The sequence below is a fragment of the Mycobacterium sp. MYCO198283 genome (genome assembly GCF_021213805.1).
Classification (GTDB): Bacteria; Actinomycetota; Actinomycetes; order Mycobacteriales; family Mycobacteriaceae; genus Mycobacterium.
In genome coordinates this window covers 171,495-195,608 of sequence record NZ_JAJQJI010000005.1, presented here as the reverse complement: position 1 = coordinate 195,608, position 24,114 = coordinate 171,495, and the positions used below count along the sequence as shown (strand labels likewise).

Here is a 24,114-nt window from a genome sequence, read left to right as displayed (position 1 = left end):
AGCGTGCGCGCGCTGCCCGGCCCGCCCGGCGCGTCGGCGTACAGACACGCACGCTCGCGCACAACAGGAACGGCGGGATCAGGCCTCGATGCGGATGTGGCCCGGCGAGTACAGGCCGCTGTGGGTGGCGGTCCCGTACTGCAGCCGCGCGGGCGCGGCGTCGACGATGGTGTCGAAGCGGCGCAGCGAGCCCCAGTCGCGGCCCCAGTCCTGCGAGAGATAGGTCGCCATGACGTGGGCGCGCAGCAGCAGGTCGGTGATGCCGAGCAGGCCGCCGTTGCGGCCGTCCTCCCAGGTGTCGGTGTCCTGCTTCTTGGCGGTGTAGTCGGGGGTGATCCGGAACTGCGGCACCTCGGTGACGCCGGCGTTGTGCAGCATCGGCTGCTGGCACGGGAACGCGAGCCCCACGGCCCAGTCCATCAGCACCGGCTGCTCAGAGCCCACGTATTCCTGCAGCGAGCGCAGCTGCGGCACCCGCGGCGGCGTGACCGCCACCCAATCGCCTTCGGTCAGCGAGCGGTCGTCGGCGACGACGCGCACCGCCATCGCGTCGGCGGGGATGTCGGACCGCGCGAACCGCAGGTTGCGCCACGACGGCGCGGGCCCCAGGTCGTCGGGCACCAGGCGGCCCGCGGGCACCGGCGCGCCGTCGGGCCCGGGCATGCCGTACTCGAGCTCGACGAGCTGGCCCTCGGTGTGGCCGTTGGCGACGCTGTTGCCGGAGATGGTGCCGGCGGCGGTGACCACCACCAGCGGCTGGCCGTCGGTGGGGGCAGGCAGCCGGTACCACGCCGACGTCAGCGTGGCGGTCTGCTGCGGGCCGCCCGCCACGTAGCTGCCGGCGACGGGTGTGCGGTCGCGGTCCAGGCCGTAGGGCAGCGGCACCGTCGAGCCGTTGGCGGCCGCGGGCGTGGTGGGCTTCGGCGCATCCCAGTCGTAGTCGGTGCCGGGCTGCGGCAGGTCGAGCCGCACCGCCTCGGCGACGATGTCGTCCGGCACGCCGTCCGCGGTGAACCCGACCGGCCCAACGCCGCCGAGCGGCCCGAGCGGCCCGTAGTCGCCGGGCAGCGGGGTGAGGGATCCGGCGTTGACGTCGGGCTCCACGAGCACGTCGTCGGCCAGCCCGCAGCCCCCGGTGAAGGCCCGCAGGTTGGCCCACGCGTTCGAGTACGTCGGGTACTGGCGCACCACGCCGGCCGCCAGCGAGGCGATGAACACCACGACCATGAACGCCGCCGCCCAGGTGATCGGCGCCGCGGCGAGTACCCGCACCACCCGCGGTTCGCGCCGGCCGCGGTCGGTGAAGTGCAGGTACACCGCATACAGCGCCGCCGCCGCGAAGAGCGCGAAGAACACGGTGCTCACCGTCACCCCGCCGATCTTCGGCATCGCGTTGTTGAACGGCACGCCGTAGCTGGACACGTACCACCAGCCGTTGGTGGTGGCGGTGCACAGCGCCAGCAGGAACAGCACCGCGGCCAGCACCGCCATCCGGTTGCGCGCCGAGCGCAGCACGGCCGCGGACACCAGCACGGTCGTCACCGCCGCCATCGCCGCACCGACGGCGGCGAACAGCCCGAAGTGGTGCACCCACTTCGTCGGGGTGAACATCAGGCAGAACATGGTGCCGGAGATGACGCCGATCAGTCGCCACACCGGTCCGCGGGACACCCCGGGCACGCGCTTGCGCCGCAACATCACGAACAGCGCGACGAACATCGACAGCGCGGTGATCAGGAAGCCGAAGCGCCGCGACATCGACCCGTCGACGGTCGGCAGGATGAGGTAGTAGTACCGCAGGTTCTCCGTGTACCACTCCTGGCTGGGGCCGATCTCGGTGCGGATGCGGGTGGCTTCGAGCACCGTCGCCAGGGTCTGGTCGGCGAACACGACGGTCAGGATCACGGTGCCGGCCGCCAACAGCGGCGCGATCAGCGGCCAGGTGCCCAGCACCCGGCGCCGGCGGACCAGGATCCGCAGGATGGGCCGACCGCCGGCCAGCAGCGCGGCGACCGCGATGAGGCCGGTGGGCTGGATGCCGAGGGTGAAGGCGGCGGTGACGATGGCCAGCGCGGCGGGTGTGAGCCGCCCGGAGATGATCGCCCGCTCGATGAGCACCCAGGTCAGCAGCGCGCCGACCGCGATGATCGGTTCGGGCCGCAAGCCGTTGTTGAACGGGAACCAGGCGGCCATCAGCACCAGGCCGGCGGCCCAGGTGGCGGCGCGCGACGACGCGACGGCCGGCCCCAGCCGCGGCAACACCTCGCGCGACAGCAGCAGCCAGCAGAAGAGCGCGGCGGCCAGCGACGGCAACCGGATCCAGATGCTGGCCTCGCTGACGTGGGTCATCAGCGCCAGCAGGTTGTAGTACCAGCCGAAGGGGTCCTCGGGGCTGCCGAACCAGCGGAAGTAGTTCGACATGTAGCCGGCGGGCCCGGCGACCCGCGCCATGCCGAGGATGTAGCCGTCGTCGCTGGAGTTGGCGCCGATGATGTGCCAGGTCAAGAAGCCGCCGACCACCGCCACGTCGGTGGCCGAGAAGGTGCGCCACCGGGCCGGGATCAGCCGCTGCATGCGGCGGCCGTCGACGCGGTCCAGCCGCCACAGCGCGGCCAGCGCGATCACCGTCGACACGATGGCCAGCAGCATCGCGGTGAGCTTCAGCGCGGTCGGCGTCGTCGAGAACCGGGTGTCGATCTGTGCGGAGAACGACATGCCGGGCGGGGCGTCGCCGCGCAGGTCGGTGAAGACGCCGACGATCGCGGGCCGCAGGTTCGGGTCGGCGAAGCCGCTGCGCAGCGGCTCGCCGTTCTGCTTGCGCAGGCCGACGAACGTCGCGAACGTGCCGTCCTGCGACGACGTGATCTCCAGCCGCTCGCACTGCGGCGACGCCACCTGGCTGCGCGGCACGCTGGCGACCACGACGTTGCGGACGATCACGTCGACGCGCTGGCGGGTGACGGTCACCAGCATCGCGTTCAGCGCGGCCTGCTTGCCCTCCTCGGGCGCGGTGCCCAGCACCAGCGTGCCGGGCTGCTGGCGGGCCAGCAGCGCGCAGGGCACCGTCGCGTCCAGCGACACCGGGGCTTGGGAGATCAGCGGTGCGGTGACGTTGCTCAACTGGCCCTGCGGCCAGTTCAGCGTGGCGGTGGTCTGCGTGACGGGAAGCAGCGGCGTCGCCACGCTCAGCACGAAGCCGATCAGGCCGGCGATCGTGGCCACCCACCGGGTGGTGCGCACGTCGCGGCGCACCGCACCTGGATCGGACGCGCCGGTCAGCGCGACGGTCTGCGTCTCGGTCACGGCTCCACCTCGATCACGGCAGGGCTCGAATCGGCCCGCTGCGGGTCCAGCCGTACACGGTGGTTTCTCCCTGCTCGATGACCGCGTTCGGGGCCTGCGACGCCGGCACCACCCGGTCGTAGCGCTCGATGGAACCCCAGTCGCGGTACCAGTCGTCGCGCAGGTACGACGGGATGGCCGAGGTGCGCAGCAGCGCCTGGATGAACAGGAACGGGCCGCCGTCCTCGGCGGACTGCCACATGTTGGACGACGACACCATCTGCTTGTGGTTGGGGATCACCCGGTACTCGGGCAGTTCGGCGACGCCGAGGTGCTCGGCGAACGGCCGCTGGCACGGGAAGTTGGCGGCGGTCGCGATGTCGAGCAGCACCGGGGTGTCGTTGCCGAGCAGCTGCTGCGCGGTCTCCAGCACCGGCACCCGCGGCGGCGTGAACGCGAACCACTGGTCGGAGCTGAGGTTCGGGTCGTCGGCGACGATGCGCACCGCGTTGGCCTCCGGCGGCGCCCACGCCAGCGGAAAACGCAGGTTGCGCCACTCGCGGCGCGGCGCGATGTCGATGGGCTGCACCAGGCCCAGCTCGGTGAAGGAGCCGTCTGGCCGGGCGACACCCCACTGCAGCCGCAGCGATTGACCGTAGTTGAACGAGCCGTCCTCCTCGTAGGACCAGATCGCGCCCGCGGCGGCGACGGTGACGAGCGGGCGGTCCGGTGTGCGCGGGGGCAGCGCATACCAGGCCGACGTCGCCTCGGCGGCGAGCGTGTTCTCGCCGAAGGAGCCCATCACCGGCGTCCGGGCGGGGTCGAGGCCGAACGGCAGGAACACCCGCGAGCCGTTGACGCCCCGGGGCCCGTAGCCGCCGCCGGTGCCGGCCGCGAACCCCACGCCGTTGTTCGGCTTGTTGGGGGAGCCGTCGGAGTTCACCAGCCCGGGGTTGGCGACGATGGCCTCGGGCGGATCGAGGCTGTCGCTGACGCCGTTCGGCGTGAACCCGACCGGTTCCGCGCCGCCGAGCGGGCCGTACTCGCCGAACCGCTGGCCCGGGGCCGGGGTGAGCGTTCCGGCGTTGGTGTCCGGCTCGACGAGCACGTCGTCGGCCATCCCGCAGCTGCGCAGCCCCGAGGTGATCGCCTCGATGTTCGCCTTGCCGATGGTGTAGACGGGATACCGGCCGGCCACCCCCTTGGCCATCGACCCGACCTCGAGCACCACCATGATCACGGCGACCGCCAGCAGCGGTGTCGACGCGAGCACGCGGTTGCGGCGGGTGTCGCGCACCTCGGTGTGGCCGGCGTAGTCCATCCGGAAGTGCAGCCAGCCGGCGAGCAGACCGGTCGCGACGGCCAGCGCCAGGAACATCGACGTCACGGGCTGGCTGGCGATGACGGGCTGCTTGTCGAACCACGGCACACCGTAGTTGCCGGTGTAGAACCAGCCGTTGATGCCGGACGTCGCCCACGCCAGCGCGAACAGCAACGCCGTGACGTAGAGCGCCAGGTTCCGGCGGCTGTGCAGCCCGACGCGGGCGAACGCGAAGGCGGTGACGCCGCCGAGCGCGCCGGCCAGCCCCGCGAACACGCCGAACTGCACCGCCCACTTGGTCGGCGTGAACGTCAAGAGCAGCAGGCCGACCGCAACCGAGCCGATCAGCCGCCACACCGGGGCGCTCGCGAGCCCGGGGATGCCGCCGCGGCGCAGGAGCACCGCCAGCACGCCGAATAGGCACAGCAGCAGGATGAGCACCGCGAACCGGCGGGTCAGCGATCCGTCGACGCTGTCCTCGACGGTGAGGAAGTAGTAGCGCAGGAACTCCTGGTACCAGGCGATCGTCGGCCCGACGACGTATTTGATGCGGGCGGACTCGGCGACGGCGGCAAGCGTCTGGTCGCGGAACACGATGACGAAGATCAGCGACAGCGACGCGGCGAGCGTGGCCAGCGGCGCGAGCATCCCGCCGCGGGGGTGGCGGCGGATCATCCGGGTGATGGCGCGGCCGCCCACCAGCAGCGGTGCGAGCGCCACCAGCCCCTGCGGCGCGGTGGTCACCGCGAGCACCGCGACCACCACCGCCAGGGCGACCGGCCAGCGACGTCGGGTGGCGACCGCGTACTCCACGAGCGCCCAGGTGAGCACCGCCCCGAACGCGATGATCGGTTCGGGCCGCAGGCCGTTGTTGAACGGCAGCCACGCCGCCAGGAACACCGCGCCGGCGGTCCACACCGCGACCCGGTTGGCCGCCAGCGACCGGCCGACCCGCGGCAGCACGAGCCGGCTGACCAAGAGCCAGGTGCCGATCGCGGCGAGGGTGGCGGGCAGTCGCAGCCACACCCCGTCGGCGCTGACGGCCGCCAGGCGGGCGAGCACGGCCTGATACCAGTCGAAGGGCGCTTCGGTGGCGCCGAAGAAGCGGTAGTAGTTGGCGGTGTAGCCGGCCTCGCCGGACACCCGCGCGATGGTCGTGTTGTAGCCGTCGTCGCTGGACGTGGCGCCGATGACGTGCCACAGCAGCAGCGTGCCGACGACGCCGACGTCGGCGATCTGAGTCGCGGCACCGACGCGGCGCAGCCGCCACCGCCGGCGCGTCCCCCAGCGGCGCACGCGGCCGTCGAGCACCATGAGCGCGGCGATCGCGGCGACGGTGCACAGCACGCCCAGCACCATCGCGGCGACCTTCAGCGCGCCCGGGGTGGTGATGAAGCGGGTGTCGATGTCGACGCGGGCGCTCAGGCCCGGCTGCGGGGGCACGGTGAGGTCGGTGAAGATCCCGGCGATCTGCGGCTTCTTCTCGATCGACACCGTGCCCGCCGCGCCCGGTATGCCGGCGAAATCGGCACCCACCCCGCCGGCGTTCGCCCAGATCCGCAGCACGTCGCAGGCGCCGCCGTTCACCGCCGACCGCGGCGCGACGGCGGCCACCGAATCGCGGAACGCGACGACCACCACGTTCTTGTCGGCGCGCACGAACAGTCCGTTGCGGCTGGCGTCGATGCCGGCGGGCGGCACGGTGGCGAACACCAGGCCGCCGTCGGCGGGCAGGGTGGCGATCGCCCGGCACGGAATGGACACGTCCAGCGACTGCGGTGCCCCCGACACCAGCGGCGCGGTGAGATCCCCGACGGGACCCTGCGGCCAGCGCACCGCCGCGGTGGTCTGCCGGACGGGCAGCAGCGGCACCAGCACGCACAGCAGCACCCCGGCGAGCCCGGCGACCACGGCGACGAGCCGGGCCACGCGAACGGAGCGACGGGAAGTCATGTCCGCACTCCGTTCACCGCCGCGCTGCACGAGGCTCGATGGTAGGCGAAGCCGTCAGTGCCGCTGCGGCGCCGGGCTCCACAGCCCGCTGCGGGTGGCGGTGCCGATGTCCAGCCGCGCGGGCGTGGCGTTCGGGTAGTACGGCGTGAGGCGCTGCAGCGCACCCCAGTCGCGCACCCAGTCGTGGTCGAGGTAGGTCGGCACGGTGGTGGTGCGCAGCAGCAGCTCGGTGATGCCGAGCGGCCCGCCGCCGATGTTGTCCATCACCGGCGAGTTCGCCTCGGCGCCGAAGCGGTCGGGCAGGATGCGCCACTTGGGGGTCTCGATGACGCCGTTGTTGTGGTCGAACGGCCGCTGACACGGGAAGGCCAGGCCCACCAGCCAGTCGAGCAGCACCGGGTCCTGCGAGCCGACGACGTCCTGCAGCGTGCGCAGGTACGGCACCCGCGGCGGGGTCAGCGCGATCCAGTGCTGGGGCGCCAGGTCGTCGTCGGACGCGACGAGCCGGATCTGGGTGGCCTCGGCGGGGATGGCGTCGATCGGCAGCCGCAGGTTGCGCCAGGCCGGTGCCGAGCCCACGTCGGCGAGCTCGAAGCTTCCGCCGGGCTCGTCGTTCGACGCCTGCTCGTCGGTCGCCCACTGCACCTGCACCTCGGGCGGATCGAAGCGGCCGGCTGCCGCGACCACCAGCAGCGGTCGCGACGCGTCCCGCCGGCTCGATCCACCGTTCTCGTCCTTGGAGGGCAGCCGGTACCACCCCGACCGCAGCACGGCCCGCTCCTGCACGCCGGCGCGGTAACTGCCCAGCACCGGCGTGCGGGCGGGGTCGAGCTGGTAGGGCAGCCGGGCGCGGGAGCCGTTCACGCCGGCCGTCGCGGTGGTGCCGCCCTCGGTGCCGGCCTCGCCGTTGGTCACGTTGTCGTCGTCGGCGACGAACGCGTTGCCGCCCGGGTTGTCGGCGACCGGGTCGGCGGTGACGTCGGCGGGCACGCCGTTGGGGGTGAAACCCTGCGCCGTGCCCGCGCCGAGCGCCGGACCGGGCGGGCCGGTGACGGGCTGCAGCATGCCGTCGTTCGGATCCTGTTCGACGAGCACGTCGTCGGCCAGCCCGCAGGTCTTGCCGGTGAGGGCCTGCAGGTTCGAGCGGCCCACCGACCACGCGGGGTACTGCCCGATCATCGCCGACGTCAGCGACACCACCTCGAACACCACCAGCAGCCATGCGGCGACGGCCAGCGGCGAGCGGGTGATCCGGCGCCACCGGCCCACCCCGGCGGCCGCTGCCGTCGCGTCGCCCGCCCGGCCGCCGTCCCGGCCGGAGAAATGGATCCACGCCGCGAACAGCAGCGTCGCGAACGTCAGGCCCAGCAGGATGGTGGTGAAGCCGAACCGGTACTCCGGCATGGCGTTCGACCACGGCACCCCGAAATTCGACACGTACCACCAGCCGTTGACCGTGGCGAAACTCAGCGCGGCGACGAACAGGACGAGGGCGGTGAAGACGGTGCGGTTACGCCGGGAGCGCATCGCGGTCGCGGTGACGGCGACGGCGGCCAGGGCGCCCAGCGAACCCGCGAGCCCGGCGAAGACGCCGAAGTGGTGGGTCCACTTGGTGGGGGTGAACATCATCGCGACGAAGGAGATGACGGTGATGCCGATGATCCGCAAGCTGGGGCCGGCGGCGGTGCCCGGGATGCGGCCCTTGCGCAGCGCCATCGCGACGGCCAACGCCAGCGCCAGCAGCAGGGCCAGCACCGCGAACCGGCGCGCGACCGAACCGTCGGGGCTCAGCGTGAAGAGCCGCTCGTAGCGGATGTGCTCGTCGAACCAGCTGAGGCTCGGCCCGACCGCCGATTTCAGCATGTTGGCCTGCGCCTCGCCGACCAGCGTCTGGTCGCGGAAGATCAGGATCATCGTCACCGTGCCGGCGGCGAGGATCGGCGCCAGCAGCGGCAGGTAGCCGAACCGCCGCGACCGCCGCGCCACGATCGTCTTGAGCGGGCCGATCGCCACCAGCAGGGCGCCGATCGACGCGATGCCGGTGGGCCCGGAGAACAGGGTCAGCGCGCCGATGATGCACGCCACGGCGACGGGCAGGAGCCGGCTCGTCGCCACCCCGCGCTCCACCGAGCACCAGGTGAGCAGGATGCCGAGGGCGATGATCGGCTCGGGGCGCAGCCCGTTGTTGAGCGGCAGCCACACCGCGAGGAACATGCCGGCGGCGGTCCAGGCGACGGCGCGGTTGCCCTTGGCGGCCGCGCCGAGCCGGGGGATCACCTCGCGGCTGATCACCCACCAGCAGGCCAGCGCCATCAGCAGGGTGGGCAGCCGCATCCAGCTGCTGGTGGTGCTCACGTGAGACCACAGCGCCAGCAAATCGTAGTACCAGCCGAACGGGGCTTCCGGTGTGCCGAACCAGCGGTAGTAGTTGGCCATGTAGCCGGACTTCTCCGACACGCGGGCCATGGTCAGGATGTAGCCGTCGTCGGCGGTGTTGGCGCCGACGAAATGCCACCACACGAGCACGGCGGCCACCACGCCGTCGAGCGGGTTCACCGACCACCAGCGCGGCGGCAGGAACCGGCGGTGCCGCATGCCGTCGGCGGTGTCGAGGATGTGCAGCGCGACCAGCGAGGCGACGGTGAGCGCGACGCCGAGGATCATCGCCAACGTCTTGAGCAGCGTCGGCGAGCTGCTGTAGCGGGTGTCGATGGTGGCGCTGAACCGCAGCCCGGGCGGCGCCGGACCGGCCAGGTCGGTGAACACGCCGACGATCTGCGGCCGGAAGTCGTACCCGCTGCGTTCGCCGCGCAGCGGGCCGCCGGGCGCTTCACCCGGTTCGACCGCGTCGGGGCCCTTGGTGAGCCCGACGAACTCGCCGGTCACCTTGTCGGCGCGGGCGGTGAAGGTGAGCCGCTGGCAGTCGGGGCCGAGCACCTGGCTCATCGGCGCCACGACGACCGGGGTGTTGCGGACGACCACCACCAGGTCGTCGTTGGCCCGCTCGATCAGCAACCCGCGGTCGACGGCGTTCGGCGCCTGCTTGGGCACCGTCGACAGCAGCACCGTGCGGCCGTTTCCGCCGGTCCCGGCGAGCCCGGCGGCGGCGCTGCAGGGCACGTCGATGGTCAGGTCGGTGGCGACGTAGCCGATCAGCGGTGCCTCGACGCTGCGCAGCACACCGTTCTGCGGCCAGTTCAGTACGGCGGTGGTCTGCGTCACCGGCAGCAGCGGGGTGAGGACGGCCAGGAGGACACCGAGCAGCCCGGCCACCATGGCAACCAGGCGGGCGGTCCGGTGGCTGGCCCGCGCGTCGGTCACGGAGGTAGATGGTAATTGCACCGCCGGCTAGCCAGCCGTGCGGATGGCCAGCACGAACGGACCGATCGCGCGGACGGTGAAGCGCGGGTCGTCGAACAATGCGTCGTCGAGCTCGACGGTGTAGCGCTTGACGTTCGGCTGGTTCGGATAGACGTCCGACGCGAGCCGGAGCGTGTAGGTGTCACCCGCGCCGCGTCGCATCAGGAAGACCGTCGGCGGCCGCCACGGCAACGCGTCGAGCGCGGCGACGAACTGGTCGGCGGTGCGCAGGTCCTCCCAGCTCTCGATCTCCGCGGCCCGCTGGTCGAACAGCGCCAGCGGGTTCGCGTAGTGCGAGGTCAAGCCCTGGAAGCCGAAGTAGGGATAAAAGGAGAGGAAGCTGTAGTCGGCGGTCAGCACCACGGTCTCGTCGCGGGGCCGGCCCGTCGCCTGCTGGATGGCGGCGTCGATCTCGGCGTAGTGGCGTTCGGCGCCGGGCGGCCGGCGATCGGCGCGCTGGCCGGCGCCGTCGGTGTCGGTGTAAGCCACGACGATGTCGGGTCGCAGTACGTCGGGGATGTCCTGGCTGAACGCCATCGCGCCGCCGAGCGCGACGGCCGCGGCGGCCACCAGAACCCGGCGGTTGACGTGCGGGTGGTAGCGGCGGGCCAGCGCGAACGCGGCCTCGACGAACCCGAAGACGCCGGCCGCGGTGAGCAGCACGGCGATGGTGGGCTGCAGCCGGAAGCTCAGCAGCGTCACCTGGGCCAGCGTCGCGAGCATCGACAGCAGCGACCAGCCGTAGGCGCACACCACCGCGATCGCCAGGGCCGCCGCGCGCACGGAGGTCCCGGCGCGCACCACCAGCCACAGCGTCCCGAGCAGCGTCAACGCGCCGAGCAGCGTGAACTGCAGCATGGGGAAGGTCAGGCTGGCGCCGTCGGCGGGCAGGTAGTGCAGCGCGCTGCCCGATCCGCTCGCCGGGGCGCGCGCCGCCGCCACGAGGTACGGCAGCCAGGTGATCGCGGCGATGGCGGCCGAGATGGCCGCGATCACCGCCAGCCGCAGCAGCGGCGACAGCACCGCCCGGCGGCCGTCGCGGCGGCGCGCCCATGCCGCGACGGCCGCCATCACCGTCACCGTCACCGCCGCGTAGGCCAGCAGCAGGGTGTAGAACGTCGCCGTGACGCCGAGGAAGACGCCGACACCGACGACGGCGGCCTTCCCGCCGTGTCTCTCCCCCGTCGCTCCGCTCGCCCCGCCGTGTCTCTCCCCCGTCGCTCCGCTCGCCCCGGCGTGCCTTTCCCCCGTCGCTCCGCTCGCCCCGGTGCGGGCGTGGCCCCGCAGTCCCGACCACGCCAGCACGAAGATCGCCGGCAGCAGCACGGTGATCATCGCGCTGTAGGGTTCCGGCGAGCCGTAGGCCAGTGTCACGGCGGCGGTCGCCGTCGTCACGGCCAGCGCGTACTCGAACCGGATCAGCGTCGACCACAACACGAACGCGAGCGCCACGGCGATCGCGATCGAGCAGATCGACCACGGCTTGACCGTCTCCCAGGCCGGTGTGCCCGTGAGCGCGGCGGCGCGGCCGCCCAGCCAGAACCAGCCGGCCGGATAGAACGGCGGCAGGTCGGCGTAGGTCATGTCGCGCAGCGCGGCGCTGTCGGCGAGCCGGGTGACGAATTCGGTGCGGAACTGCTGGTCGACGGACACCCCGAACAGGTACAGCTTCGTCGCGCCGAGCGGCATCCCCAGCGTGGCCACCACGAACGCGCTCAGGAACGTGAGCGCGGTGCCGTGCGCCCACGCGCGGCGGCCCCGACGCCACAACCAGCCGGCCAGCACCAGCCCGGCGAGGCAACCGAACTGGCCGACCGTGGTCAGCGCATGCAGCTGGTTCGACGAGTTGAAGGCCGGCCACTCGACGCGGGCGATCGCGGCGAGCGCGACGACGCTCACGACCACCGCCACCGCGACCGCGAGCGCGCAGCGGCCCGCGGTGACCCACACCGCCCGCATGGTCAGATGGGCAGCTTGCGGAAGATCGGCCGCGGAATGTGGCGCAGCACCATCATCACGTAGCGGAACGCGCCGGGAGCCCACACCAGCTCCTTGCGCTTCGCCGACGCGGTGACCGCGAGGTCGGCGACGTACTCCTTGTCGACCGTCAGCGGCGCCTCCTTCACGTGGGCGCTCATCCGGGTGCGCACCTGGCCCGGGCGGATGACGAGCACGTGGACGCCGTAGGGTTTGAGCGCTTCGCCGAGCCCGAGGTAGAAGCCGTCGAGGCCGGCCTTGGTGGAGCCGTAGACGAAGTTCGACCGGCGCACCCGCTCGCCGGCGGCCGAGCTCATGGCGATGATGTTGCCGTACCCCTGCGCCCGCATCTTCTCGCCCAGCAGCACCCCGACGGACACCGCTGCGGTGTAGTTGATCTCGGCGATCTGCACCGCTTTGCGCTGGTTCTGCCACAGCTCCTCGGCGTCGCCGAGCAAGCCGAACGCGACGATCGCGACGTCGATGTCACCGTGCGCCCAGGCGCGATCGATGACGGCCGGATGCGTGTCCGGCTGGGTCGCGTCGAAGTCGATCAGCTCGACGTCCTTGGCGCCGGCCGCGGTGAGCTGCGCGACGGCGGCGTCGCGGCCCGGGTCGTCGGGGAGCGCGGCGAGCACGATGCGGGCGGGGGCGTCGCGCAGATAGCGCTCGCAGATGGCCAGCCCGATCTCCGACGTGCCGCCGAGCAACAGGATCGCCTGCGGATGACCCACGGCATCAAGCACCATTTACAGCAGCTCCAAACGTCGGGCCATGTCGGAGGCGAAGACCCCGTCGGGATCGACCCGGCGGCGCACCGCGATCCATTCGTCGATCCGCGGGTACATGGCGTGGAAGGTCTCGGCGGAGGTGCGGTTGTCCTTGGCGGTGTAGAGTCGGCCGCCGAACTGCAGCACGCGCTTGTCGATGCCGGTGAGGAATTCGCCCAGCCCGGGCACGATCGGGAAATCGACGCACACGTTCCAGCCCGGGATCGGAAAGCTGAGCGGTGCTTGGTTTCCGGGCCCGAAGAGCTTGAACACGTTGAGGAACGAGACGTGCCCGGAGCGCTGCATGTCTACGATGATCGCCTTGAACTCGTCCACCGCCGCCGTGGGGACGACGAACTGGTACTGGGCGAAACCCTGTGAGCCGTAAGCCCGGTTCCACTCGCCGAACATGTCGAGCGGGTGATAGAACTGCGTCAAGTTCTGCACCTTGTTGCGGTAGGTCCCCGACTTGCGGTACCAAAGCTCGCCGATCGGCCGGAACGTCCACTTGTTGGCCAACCCGTTGGGAAACACGTCGGGAAACGTGAACAGTTGCGGCGCATCGAATTTCAGCGGGTTCTTCTGCAGCTTCGCCGGCAGCTGGTCGAGCCGGGCGAGCGAGCCGCGCGAGATGGCGGCGCGTCCGAGCTTCGGTGGCGGGCTGATCGCGTCGAACCACGCCGACGAGTAGGTGTAATTGGCCTCGCTGCCGTCGCTGTGGAAGGCGATGGTCTCGTCGAGGCCGGCGGTGACGTCGCCGTCGGCGATGAAATACGCCGTCTCCGTGGGCGTCATCTCGATGGTGGCTCGCAGGATGATGCCCGTCAGCCCGTTGCCGCCGACCGTCGCCCAGAACAGCTCCGGGTCGTCGCCGTCCGGTGTCAGGTGGCGCACCTGCCCGTCCGCGGTCAGCAGTTCCATCGAACGGACGTGGTTGCCGAAACTGCCTGCGCTGTGGTGGTTCTTGCCGTGGATGTCACAGGCGACGGCGCCGCCGATGGTGACCTGCCGCGTGCCGGGCAGCACCGGCACCCACAGCCCGAAGGGCAGCGCGGCGCGCATCAGCTGGTCGAGGTTCACCCCGCCGTCCACGTCCACCATGCGGGTGTCGGCGTCGATCGAGTGGATCCTGTTCAGCGCTGCCATGTCGACGACGAGGCCGCCGCCGTTCTGCGCGTTGTCGCCGTAGGAGCGGCCCAGCCCGCGCGCGATGACGCCGCGGCCGTCCGCCCGGGCCACGGCGTCGACGATCCGCCCGGGGTCGGGCGTCGACAGCACCCGCGCGACGCTGGGTGCGGTGCGCGCCCAGCCGGTGAGGCGTCGCGTCTGTAGGTCGGTGGACATCGCAGCTGAGGGTACCGGGCGTCCAAAGTGATGAACGAAACGCCGGAAATCAGCTTTAGGGTTGTGATGTCGAGGGGGGTGCGGTGCTGCTGAGTGATACCGACGCGTGGAGCGTGCCAGCGCTGCAGTCGATCGCGGCGGAACTGGGCGACGAGTTGGGCACCGTGGCGGGGGTGTCGGAGGACCTCCGCGTCATCTCGCAGCTGCCCGGTTGGGACTCGCCCGCCGCGGATGCGGCCCGCGGCACCATCACGGCGGCTGCGCGGAACGTCCTCGACGACGCGGCCGTGATCGGCGCGGTGCAGGCACTCGCCGAGGAGACGGCGTCCGGGGTCGCAAAGCTGCAGGGTGAGCTCGCCGACCTGCGCGCGGCGGTGGCCGCCAACCGTCCCTTCATGCAGCTGGAGGACGATGGCGACATCACGGTCAACGCGCCTGCCGACCAGTTCGCTCGTCTCGAGTCGATTGCGCAGGACTTGGTGGTACGGGCGAAGGCGCTGATCAAACAGGCCGAGGACATCGACGCCGACTGCGCGGAGGTGTTCGGGCATCTCGCGCACGGCGACGTCACCGCCCACGGCGCAACGGATATGGCGTCAGCTGTCCGCAGCGGCCGTGACCAGTCGGGGTTGTCGGCGCCTTACCCGCCGGAGGGCGAAGACGTCACTCCGGCTGACGTCAACGCCTGGTGGGATGCGCTGTCGACGGACGAGCAGCGAAAGGTGGTCGCCGAACACCCCGACTGGATCCGCAACCGCGACGGCGTCGAGGTGTGGGCCCGCCACCAGGCCAACGTCGCGGTGCTCGACCGGGAGTACGCCGACGCCAAGGCGGCGCTCGACGAGCTGGGCAGTCGCGAGGACTTCATCACCAACTTCAAGAAGATGAACCCGAACGCCGACCCGCTGGTGGCTGGAACGGCTTACGACACCAGGCGCGCGGCTGCTCAGGCAAGGTTCGACGACGCGCAGGCGCTCAAGAAGGCGCTGTCGGTCGGAGGCGACATCGAGAAAGGTTACGACCCGAACCGGTATCTGATGCTGCTCGATCTGGAGCAGGACGAAACGCAAGCCGCGATTGCGGTCGGCAATCCCGACACCGCCGAGCACGTGTCGGTCACGACGCCGGGGATGGACACTCATGCCACGAGCCTGCCGGACATAGTGAACGAGGCGGGAGCGCTGCAGAGCGAGGCGCTCACGCAACTGGAACGAGTTGGCCGGGCCGGCGAGAGCGTCGCGACCATCGCGTGGCTCGGCTACGACCCACCCGACACCGGGGACCTGTCGATCGCCGCCGCGCGGAACCAGGACTGTGCCGACCAAGCCGCGCCTGATCTGGCTGACTTCTACCGCGGCATCAACGCCACGAACGAGCACGGTGCCGGCGTCCACCTGTCGGCGTTCGGCCACTCCTACGGTTCCCTGACCACCGCTCAGGCGTTGAACGAACTCGGCGAGACAGGCGTGGTGGATGACGCGGCGTTCTACGGCTCGCCGGGGCTGGGGGTTACCGACGAGGGGACCTTTGTCGGCCCGATGCAGGTTCCGTCTCACGCGCCGATCGACGACGAAGCGGATCTCTTCCTCCCGGACGGACATGCCTATGTCATGGCCGCCGCTGACGACCCGATCGCCGAAACATGGCGGGTCCGCGGAGTGCCGTTGCCGTCAGTAGCCGATCTGGCGCTGCTCGGACCGGACCCGTCGACGCTGCCGTTCGAGCAGCTCGCGACGGGGGAGGCGGTTACGCCCGACGGCCAGCACCGCGACGGCGCCACCGGGCATGCCGATTACCCGCGTGTCGGCAGCGATCAGCGGACTTTGCGCACCACCGGCTACAACCTCGCGATCATTGCTGCCGGGTTGGCCCACGATCCCGCTCATCCCGATCTGTTGGAGCGACGATGACACGACGTCTGCAGCGGGTGTGGTCGCTGCTGTTGGTCCTGCTGGTCCTCACGGCGTGCAACGTCGGGGACGATCGCTCGCCGATCATCAACGAGGAGGTTCCGGTGGTCGACATCGCCGAGTTGCCCGATGCCGACGTGGCCGCGCGCCAGCTGACTGAGTTGATCGAGCGTGCGCGTGACGAGATCGTGCGGTTGGTGCCGGCGACGGCGCCGTGGCGGTGGAACCGCGAGGAGAGCCGCTTCGGCTGTGTGCAGAAGTCCACCGGCCGCGAGGGCGTCACTGTGTACTTGCGCAAGATGATTTCGGCGCATGGGTTGACCGATGCCGAGTGGGAGCTCGTCTTCCCTGTTGTGGCGCGGCTGGCGGCAGACGCGGGACTTCCCAACTACGTCTCTCCCCAGCACAGCAGCGGTAATTATGACGTGCGTTTCACCAGCGACGACGGTCGAGAGTTCATGTTCGGCAGCCTGGAGGCCACCGTGCTGACCGGCACCGTCGCCTGCCGGTGCAGCGCCGACGCCGTGGGGCGGTCGTGATCTCCCGCGCGGTCAAGGGGGCGGCGGTGTGCGTCGTGCTATTGGCGGTCGCCGCATGCGGCGGCGAGACCAGCTCGCCGATCATCAACGAGGAGGTTCCGGTGATCGACATCGCCGAGTTGCCCGACGCTGACGTGGCCGCGCGCCAGCTGACCGAGCTGATCGAGCGTGCGCGTGACGAGATCGTGCGGATGGTGCCGGCGACCGCGCCGTGGCGGTGGAACCGCGAGGAAGCGCGTGAGTGGTGTGTGCAGAAGTCCACCGGCCGCGAGGGCGTCACTGTGTACTTGCGCAATATGATCTCGGCGCACGGGTTGACCGATGCCGAGTGGGATCTCGTCTTCCCTGTTGTGGCACGGCTGGCGGCAGACGCGGGACTTCCCAACTACGTCGCTCCGCAGCACAGCAGCGGCAATTACGACGTGCGTTTCACCAGTGACGATGGCCGGGAGTTCGTCTTCGGCTCTCGAGAAGCGACGCTGCTGACCGGCACCGTCGCCTGCCGGCGCAGCGCCGACGCGGTGGGGCGGTCGTGATCTCCCGCGCGGTCAAGGAGGCGGCGGTGTGCGTCGTGTTGTTGGCGGTCGCCGGATGCGGCGGCCAGACCAGCTCGCCGATCATCAACGAGGAGGTTCCGGTGGTCGACATCGCCGAGTTGCCTGATGCCGACGTGGCCGCGCGTCAGCTGACCGAGTTGATCGAGCGTGCGCGTGACGAGATCGTGCGGTTGGTGCCGGCGACGGCGCCGTGGCGGTGGGACCGCGATGAAGCGCGTGAGTGGTGTGTGCAGAGGTCCACCGGCCGCGAGGGCGTCACCGTGTACTTGCGGATGATGTCGACACCCAAAGGGTTGACCGATGCCGAGTGGGAGCTCGTCTTTCCTGTTGTGGCGCGGCTGGCGGCAGAGGCGGGACTTCCCAGCTACGTCTCCCCACAGCACAGCAGCGGCAATCACGATGTCCGCTTCACAAGCGATGACGGCTTGGAGCTGAAATTTGGCAGCCGGGAGGCCACCGTGCTGACTGGCACGGTCGCGTGTCGGCGCAGCGCCGACGCGGTGGGGCGGTCGTGATCTCCCGCGCGGTCAAGGCGACCGAACACCACGATGCTGGCTGGTGACCAAGTGAGCGGCTCGCTTCATGGTGCTGTCGCTGCGGTGGTCGTGGCGCTGACGTTGGTCGGGTGCGGTGGTCCGGCCGCCGAAACGCCCGAACCTGCACCGTCGTCACCGGAGGAGGCCGCCATCGGTATCGAGAGTCTTCCGGACATCGACGCGGCCCGAGCCGAGATGATCGACCTTGTCGACCGTGTCCGTTCGCTGGTCGCGCGCACCGTGCCAGAGACCGAGCCGTGGCGAGTGGCAGGTAGCGAGATGAGTCCTGGCTGCGTCGATGAGGTGTCAGGTCAGCACGGCGCTGCGGTGTACCTTCCGATGTGGGTGAGCAGCCGGGGGTTGACGTCCGAGGAGTGGCGGCGGCTTTTCCCGATGGTCCAGGAGCTGGCTGCTCAGGACGGGCTGGTCGGCTCGTGGCAACCCGACACGGTCGCTGAGAAGCATGATGTCCGCTTCACCAGTCCCGACGGTCGCAGTCTGATGTTCGGATCAGCGGTGGCCACCGTCATCAGGGGCACCGTCGTGTGCCGGCGTCATGCGGACGCTCCGCCCTCGTAGACGGGAGCTTTGTCAATGCCCAGTGACCGCCTCGCCGGTGACACCGAGATGCTGTTCGGCTCGGGAGCGTCCGCTCACGAATTGGCCGCTCGCGCCTCGGCCAGCCGCGCTGCCACCGCAGACACCCTCAGCGGCTTCGGGACCGCCTGGCAGCATGCCGGCCGGTCAGGTTTCGCCGGCTTCATCGGGCTCCTCGAAGAGCAGGCGACGCGCTTGCGCCGTGAGCTCGACGACATCGGCGACAAGCTGCAGGCGGCGTCGCGCGCCTATCGCACGCAGGATGACCACAGTGCCGGCGTGTTGGACAGCCTGGGCGACTGAACTACCGCAACCGGAAGATGACCGCGCGTTGCACGACGAAGTTGATGACGGTCGCGGTGCCCTGCGCGATGACGAAGGCGACCGGCACTCGCCACGGTTTGTCGTCCCACGTCGTGTAGAAGACGTAGTTGATGCCCACCTGCACGGCGTAGGTGGTGGCGTAGAGCGCGCAGACCGCAACAAAACGGGCGCGGCTCGGCGCGGCCTGGAATGTCCAGCGACGGTTGATCAGGTAGGCGGTCGTGGTGCCGGCGACGAAGCTGAGCGTCTTGGCGATGTTGACGTGCAGGCCGGTCGAGAGCAGTGACACGTAGAGCCCGAAGTCGACGATCGCCGAAAGGCCGCCGGTCACCAGGAATCGCCAGGCCTGCGTGGTCAGCGAAAGCTGCGGCGACATCGGAGGTTCGGCCACTGGCGAAGCGTAAGGCAGCGCCGGCGAAGACTTGCGGAGTGGCTCGGCCTCGCCGGTGTCGACGTGGTGGATGACGTCGTGTTCTACGGATCGCCAGGTCTCGAAATACTCAACAGCTCGCAACTCGACGTCGAGTCGGACAGCGTCTCTGTAATGCGTGACCCCTGCCGCCTGCGCCAAGCGGACATCAGCGTCACACCCAGTACGCGACGCGTCCCCGGTACTGGCGCATCGCCACCGCCGCGAGCAGCCACCCCAGGATCGTCAGAACGATGACCACGAGCCAGTGCCGCAACTCCTGGTCGGCCCCGAGCAACGGCGCGCGCACGATGTCGAGGTAGTGCAGCAGCGGGTTGAGCTCGACGATCCGGGCGTACTGACCGGCGCCCTGGGCCTGCAGCGTGGCCTCGTTCCAGATGATCGGCGTCATGAAGAAGAGCAGCTGCACCAGCGAGAACAGCAGTGGGCTGATGTCGCGGTAGCGGGTGGCGAGGATGCCGAAGCACAACGACACCCATACGCAGTTCAGCACGATCAGCCCCAGCGCGGGGATCACCGCGAGGTCGGTCCAGTGCCAGTGCTTGGGGAAGATGATCGCGATGACGACGAAGATGATCATGTTGTGCGCGAACAGGATGAGCTGCCGCCACACCAGCCGGTAGACGTGCACGCTCAACGGTGTCGGCAGCTGCTTGATCAGGCCTTCGTTCGCGACGAACACGTCGGCGCCCTCGATGATCGAGGCGTTGATGAGGTTCCAGATGATCAGGCCCATCGTCACGTACGGAAGGTGTTCGGCCAGTTCGAGTTTGAACAGCTTCGAGTACAACAGGCCCATCGCGACGGCCGTGGCGCCGGTCGCGATGGTGATCCAGATTGGCCCCAGCACCGAGCGGCGGTACCGCTGCTTGATGTCCTGCCAGCCCAGATGCAGCCACAGTTCGCGCTTGCCGAACCCGTCGACCAGGTCCGCCCACGCCCGGGCCATGGTGCGCGACTGTGACGCGGTGTCGGTGACCGTCATGACTGCGTCCCCTCCTTCCGGGAGAATCTCTCGCGACGCCCCAGCCGCCGCAACCGGACCCACTCCACCAGCCCGGCCGGGTCGCGTCGGGTGATCACGAAGTACCACCCGAAGCGCACCCACTCCTGGAACAGCAGTCGCCGCAGGCCGGGCTGGGCGAGCAGGTAGCCACGGTTGCGGTAGGTATAGAAACGTTTGGTAGCGCTGTCGGGAAATTGCGTGTGCATGCGACCGCGCAGGATCGGCTTGAATTCGTCGGAGCCCTGCGGGTGCAGGTAGGACGCCTTTAGGCAGGTTCCGAACGGCAGCCCGGAGCGCACCAGGCGCCGATGCATCTCGACCTCGTCGCCGCGGATGAACAGCCGCAGGTCCGGCACGCCGACCGCCTCCAGCGTCTCGGCCCGGAACAGCGCCCCGTTGAACAGCGACGCGATGCCGGGCAGCAGATCCTGCTCTGGGCCGTGCGTCCGTAGCTCGTCGACGCGCCGCCGCCACACCAGCCCGCGCCGCAGCGGGAACGCCAGCCGCTGCGGATCGGCCATGTCGCAGACCATCGGTGACACCTCGGCGAGCCCGTGCCGCAGCGCGCAGGTGAGCAGCGTCTCGAGCACCCCGGTGTCGGCGGGGCGGCCGTCGTCGTCGGCCAGCCACACCCACTCGGCCCCGGTGGCGAGTGCGGTCAGCATCCCGAGCGCGAAGCCGCCCGCCCCACCCAGGTTGCGCGCCGACCCGAGGTAGGTGGTCGGCACGGGCTGCGACGCCACCAGGTCGCGCACCCGCGGGTCGTTGTCGTTGTCGACGACGACGAGGTGGTCGGGCCGACGGGTCTGCTCGGCGAGCACCTGCAACGACGTCGCCAGCTGGTCCGGCCGGCGGTGGGTGACGACGACGGCGCAGATCCGCTGCCCCTCAGGCACGGGGCGCGTCCCACCGGGTGTTCTCTTCGATCACCTCGCGCACGTGGCGGGCGGCGTCTTCGCCCTCGTAGGCGCGGACGACGTCTTCGATGCCGCCGGACATCTTGATCGTGCCGTGGTCGATCCACATCGCGGTGTCGCACAGCTGCGCCAAGAACTCGTTGGAGTGGCTGGCGAACACCAGGATCCCGGACCGTGCGACGAGGTCCTGCAACCGCGTGCGCGCCTTCTTCATGAACTCGGCGTCGACGGCGCCGATGCCCTCGTCGAGCAGCAGGATCTCCGGGTCGATGCTGGTGACGACACCCATCGCCAGGCGCACCCGCATACCGGTGGAGTAGGTGCGCAGCGGCATCGACAGGTATTCGCCGAGCTCGGTGAACTCCGCGATCTCGTCGACCTTCGCGAGCATCTGCTTGCGGGTCTGACCGAGGAACAGGCCGCGAATGATGATGTTCTCGAACCCGGAGATCTCCGGATCCATGCCGACGCCCAGGTCGAACACCGGCGCCACGCGGCCGCGCACGGTCGCCGAGCCGCGGGTGGGCTCGTAGATGCCGGACAGCAGCCGCAGGAGCGTCGACTTGCCGGCGCCGTTGTGGCCGACGAGCCCCACGCGGTCGCCGTGCCGCAGCGACAGCGTGATGTCGCGCAGCGCCTCGATGACGACGACGTTGGACGCGTTGCGGCCGATGGCGCCGCCCGCCTTGCCGAGGAACGCCTTTTTCAGCGACCGCGACTTGGCGTCGAAGATGGGGAACTCGACCCAGGCGTTGCGGGTTTCGATGAAGGGCTCGGCCACCGCTGGGTGCCTACAGGTACTGCCCGGTGCCCGAGCCGCCGCGGCCGCCCGGCACCGGCATGCCCTGCGGCAGGGCGCCTTGACGCATCTGCTCGAGCTGCGCGCGGGCAGCCATCTGCTGGGCGAACAACGCGGTCTGGATGCCGTGGAAAAGCCCTTCGAGCCAGCCGACGAGCTGCGCCTGTGCGATGCGCAGCTCGGCGTCGGACGGCACCGTGTCCTCACCGAACGGCAGCGCCAGCCGGTTGAGCTCCTGCTGCAACTCGGGCGCCAGGCCCTCCTCGAGTTCGCGGATGCTGGTGGCGTGGATCTCGCGCAGCCGGCTGCGGCTGGCCTCGTCGAGGGGTGCCGCCCGCACCTCCTCCAGCAGCTGCTTGATCATCGTGCCGATGCGCATCACCTTCGCGGGCTGCTCGACCATGTCCATCACCGACTTGTCGTCGTTCTTCTCTTGCTGGCCGGAGCCGCCGATGATCTCGATCTCGTCGTCGTCGCTCTGAATACTCATCCCTAGTTCCTCAACGGTGGCCGGTGGCTGCGGTCTCAGCGGTTACCCGCGGCGTCGCCACGCCATTCGTAGATGCGGGCGCCGCCGTTGTCGTAGATCTTCTTCCACGACCGTGAGCTGTCGAGTGAGACTAGCCCGTCGGGCATCACGAACCCGCGGACTACCGGCTTGCTGACGAGCACGTAGCGGATGTTGAGCGCGTGTACGGCCGCGGCGATCCGCGGATCGGTGTCCGCATCGTCGGCGTAGGCCCAGAACACGAAGCGGTGGTAGCCCGGGCCCTGCTGGACCGGGTAGTCGTAGTGGGTCCACAGCGGGTGCAGGCCGGCGACGGCGTACATCCACGCGGTGCCGTCGGTGTTCGCGTTGCCGATCAGCGTGTCGCGGGCGCCCGGCAGCTGCGCGAGGTACGCCATCGCGGCGAGGTCGTCGTCGTCGATGATCACGGCGTCGTACTTCTCGCCGAAAAGGTGTCGGTGCACCGGCAGGTAGTGCCACGCAGCGCCGACGCAGACCGCCGCCAGCACCGCCGCGGTGATGCCCGCGCCCCACCGCGGATCGGCCTTCCGGCGGGTGAGCAGGCGGACGCCGCCGCCCACCACGGCGAACAACGCGATGCCGGCCGCCGAGGTGAGCAGCATCGTGACCACCGCCGACAGCCGGCGCGGATCGCTGTAGAAGGTGTCGCTGAACAAGCCGATCACCCGGCCGACGGCGCCGTGGACCGGCGCCGACGAGTGCACGATCGCCACCACGAGCAGTGCCCAGACCGCCAGCGGCCACCACACCCGCTTGGCGACGAGCACCACTGCGCCGGCCGCCGCGGCCACGATCAGCGCCCACTGGATCGGAAAGTCGTTGAGGTGCCGGGTGTGTTGCACGGCGGCGTCGATCAACGCGCGCTTCTTGCCCTCGCCCGTGACGAAGGCGTGCCCGGCGATGATCTCGGCCTGCCGCAGGATGCCGACGAACTGCGGCAGCAGGATCACCAGCGCCGGCGCGCCGACCGCCAGCAGCGCCGCCAGGTCCTGCCCCCGGCTCCGCACCGGCCGCCACACGCCGTGGCACGCCCACCACGCGGCGAGGAACAGCACCGTGACGATGCCGCCCGTGGTGTGCACCGAGAACACCCCGACGATCGCGACGACGGCCAGCGGGATGCGGTCGCGGTGCGCCAGCGCGGAGACGGTCAGCGCCATCGCAGGCACGGCGATGCCGTAGGCGGCGAGGTTCGGCATGGAGGCGGTGGTGAACTCGACGTAGGGCACCGAGGTGAAGGACGCCGACAACGCCGCGGCGGTGGCCGCGCAGCCGGCGGCGCGCCAGACGTCCGTCCGGTCGCGGGCAAGGTGCCAGGTGAGCACCGCCGCGCTGGCGGGGAACAGCCACACCGAGGCGGCCAGCGCGCTGAGCGTGTACGCGCTGGTGGGCGCCGCACCGACGAGCTGGGCGAGCACGGCGGCCAGCGCGTGGAAGGTCGACGGGTAGTACAGCGGGTCGTGGGTCTCGACGTTGCGGAGTTCGCCCATGTGCGTCGGCGACGCCTGACCGGTCTCGAGGATGAAGCGCACGGTGTTGGCGTGCCACACCGAATCCCAATTGCTGGGGATCGACTGCCACTGCGGGAGCCCAGCGACGGCGGCCCACGCGATCAGCGCGGCGCCGATCAGCACCCCGGCGGCCACCAGCAGCGCCGGCCGCAGCGCGACGCGCTGTGCGTCGGCGGCCGGATCCTGGAACCGACCCAGCGGTTTGCGCAAACTCCAGGCCAACACCGCGAAAACGGCGAGAGCAAATAAGGCCGTCAACGCATTCCAGGGGACGCCGACGGCGCCGTACACCATGATCGCGATGCCCACCACGCCGTAGGTCAGCGCAGGTCCGGCCGCGACGGCGATGGGCCAGCGCAGTCCACCGGCGCGGGCCAAGAATGCTCCGGGCACAATCAGCAACAAGACCGCCACTAGCAGTCCGAAGCCCAAGCTCACTGGACTAGTATGGC

19 protein-coding genes are annotated in these 24,114 nt (G+C 70.4%); 7 read left to right on the top strand and 12 right to left on the bottom strand.

Annotation, left to right across the window (positions count from 1 at the left end; all coding sequences use genetic code 11):
* Positions 1 to 78 precede the first annotated feature (78 nt).
* The 6 genes from LV457_RS11815 to LV457_RS11790 all read right to left on the bottom strand — a co-directional run bounded on the left by LV457_RS11815 (position 79) and on the right by LV457_RS11790 (position 14,007).
* Positions 79 to 3,303 (bottom strand): arabinosyltransferase domain-containing protein, encoded by a 3,225-nt coding sequence (locus tag LV457_RS11815; protein ID WP_308192190.1) that lies wholly within the window; start codon positions 3,301 to 3,303, stop codon positions 79 to 81.
* Positions 3,304 to 3,316: 13 nt separating this feature from the next.
* A complete protein-coding gene (locus LV457_RS11810; RefSeq protein ID WP_232171358.1) occupies positions 3,317 to 6,556 on the bottom strand; it encodes an arabinosyltransferase domain-containing protein in 3,240 nt (1,079 codons plus the stop codon).
* 54 nt (positions 6,557 to 6,610) lie between these two features.
* Positions 6,611 to 9,832 carry an arabinosyltransferase domain-containing protein gene (locus LV457_RS11805; protein ID WP_232171497.1) on the bottom strand — a complete coding sequence of 1,074 codons (3,222 nt, stop codon included), beginning with the start codon at positions 9,830 to 9,832 and terminating at the stop codon, positions 6,611 to 6,613.
* Between the two features lie 72 nt (positions 9,833 to 9,904).
* Positions 9,905 to 11,875, bottom strand: coding sequence for an arabinofuranosyltransferase (locus LV457_RS11800; RefSeq protein ID WP_232171357.1), 1,971 nt, complete (start codon positions 11,873 to 11,875; stop codon positions 9,905 to 9,907).
* 2 nt (positions 11,876 to 11,877) lie between these two features.
* Entirely contained in the window at positions 11,878 to 12,642 is a 765-nt protein-coding gene (locus tag LV457_RS11795; protein WP_232171356.1) for a decaprenylphospho-beta-D-erythro-pentofuranosid-2-ulose 2-reductase, read from the bottom strand.
* On the bottom strand, positions 12,643 to 14,007 hold the full coding sequence (locus LV457_RS11790) for an FAD-binding oxidoreductase (RefSeq protein WP_232171355.1): 1,365 nt from the start codon (positions 14,005 to 14,007) through the stop codon (positions 12,643 to 12,645).
* Positions 14,008 to 14,171: 164 nt separating this feature from the next.
* Between LV457_RS11790 and LV457_RS11785 the strand changes: the two genes are divergently transcribed.
* The 6 genes from LV457_RS11785 (at position 14,172) to LV457_RS11760 (ending at position 18,449) form a co-directional block, all read left to right on the top strand.
* Entirely contained in the window at positions 14,172 to 15,917 is a 1,746-nt protein-coding gene (locus LV457_RS11785) for an alpha/beta hydrolase (protein ID WP_232171496.1), read from the top strand.
* Positions 15,918 to 15,934: 17 nt separating this feature from the next.
* Complete coding sequence (locus tag LV457_RS11780) at positions 15,935 to 16,456, top strand: LppA family lipoprotein (RefSeq protein ID WP_232171354.1); 522 nt, start codon at positions 15,935 to 15,937, stop codon at positions 16,454 to 16,456.
* The gene (locus LV457_RS11775; RefSeq protein WP_232171353.1) at positions 16,453 to 16,992 is read left to right on the top strand and encodes an LppA family lipoprotein; all 540 of its coding nucleotides are present in this window, start codon (positions 16,453 to 16,455) and stop codon (positions 16,990 to 16,992) included. Before LV457_RS11780 ends, LV457_RS11775 begins: the two co-directional genes overlap by 4 nt.
* On the top strand, positions 16,989 to 17,528 hold the full coding sequence (locus LV457_RS11770; protein WP_232171351.1) for an LppA family lipoprotein: 540 nt from the start codon (positions 16,989 to 16,991) through the stop codon (positions 17,526 to 17,528). The genes LV457_RS11775 and LV457_RS11770 overlap by 4 nt, the downstream gene beginning before the upstream one ends.
* A gap of 84 nt (positions 17,529 to 17,612) precedes the next feature.
* On the top strand, positions 17,613 to 18,128 hold the full coding sequence (locus LV457_RS11765; protein ID WP_232171348.1) for an LppA family lipoprotein: 516 nt from the start codon (positions 17,613 to 17,615) through the stop codon (positions 18,126 to 18,128).
* A 15-nt stretch (positions 18,129 to 18,143) separates the two neighbouring features.
* The gene (locus LV457_RS11760; RefSeq protein WP_232171345.1) at positions 18,144 to 18,449 is read left to right on the top strand and encodes a type VII secretion target; all 306 of its coding nucleotides are present in this window, start codon (positions 18,144 to 18,146) and stop codon (positions 18,447 to 18,449) included.
* Between the two features lies 1 nt (position 18,450).
* On the opposite strand, the gene LV457_RS11755 is transcribed toward LV457_RS11760, so the two are convergent.
* On the bottom strand, positions 18,451 to 18,846 hold the full coding sequence (locus LV457_RS11755) for a GtrA family protein (protein ID WP_232171495.1): 396 nt from the start codon (positions 18,844 to 18,846) through the stop codon (positions 18,451 to 18,453).
* Positions 18,847 to 18,924: 78 nt separating this feature from the next.
* Here LV457_RS11755 and LV457_RS20285 point away from each other — a divergent pair, with 78 nt between their 5' ends.
* A complete protein-coding gene (locus tag LV457_RS20285) occupies positions 18,925 to 19,137 on the top strand; it encodes an alpha/beta hydrolase (protein ID WP_374198820.1) in 213 nt (70 codons plus the stop codon).
* Here the strand turns inward: LV457_RS20285 and LV457_RS11750 are convergent.
* Genes LV457_RS11750 through LV457_RS11730 form a run of 5 tightly spaced genes read right to left on the bottom strand, consistent with a single transcriptional unit; the run spans position 19,055 to position 24,100 of the window.
* Positions 19,055 to 19,885 carry an ABC transporter permease gene (locus tag LV457_RS11750; RefSeq protein WP_232171342.1) on the bottom strand — a complete coding sequence of 277 codons (831 nt, stop codon included), beginning with the start codon at positions 19,883 to 19,885 and terminating at the stop codon, positions 19,055 to 19,057. The genes LV457_RS20285 and LV457_RS11750 overlap by 83 nt on opposite strands.
* A complete protein-coding gene (locus tag LV457_RS11745; RefSeq protein ID WP_232171340.1) occupies positions 19,882 to 20,802 on the bottom strand; it encodes a glycosyltransferase in 921 nt (306 codons plus the stop codon). The genes LV457_RS11750 and LV457_RS11745 overlap by 4 nt, the downstream gene beginning before the upstream one ends.
* Entirely contained in the window at positions 20,795 to 21,604 is an 810-nt protein-coding gene (locus LV457_RS11740; protein WP_232171338.1) for an ABC transporter ATP-binding protein, read from the bottom strand. The genes LV457_RS11745 and LV457_RS11740 overlap by 8 nt, the downstream gene beginning before the upstream one ends.
* A gap of 10 nt (positions 21,605 to 21,614) precedes the next feature.
* Positions 21,615 to 22,112, bottom strand: coding sequence for a bacterial proteasome activator family protein (locus LV457_RS11735; RefSeq protein ID WP_232171318.1), 498 nt, complete (start codon positions 22,110 to 22,112; stop codon positions 21,615 to 21,617).
* Positions 22,113 to 22,147: 35 nt separating this feature from the next.
* Positions 22,148 to 24,100 (bottom strand): DUF6541 family protein, encoded by a 1,953-nt coding sequence (locus LV457_RS11730; protein ID WP_232171315.1) that lies wholly within the window; start codon positions 24,098 to 24,100, stop codon positions 22,148 to 22,150.
* Between the last annotated feature and the right edge of the window lie 14 nt (positions 24,101 to 24,114).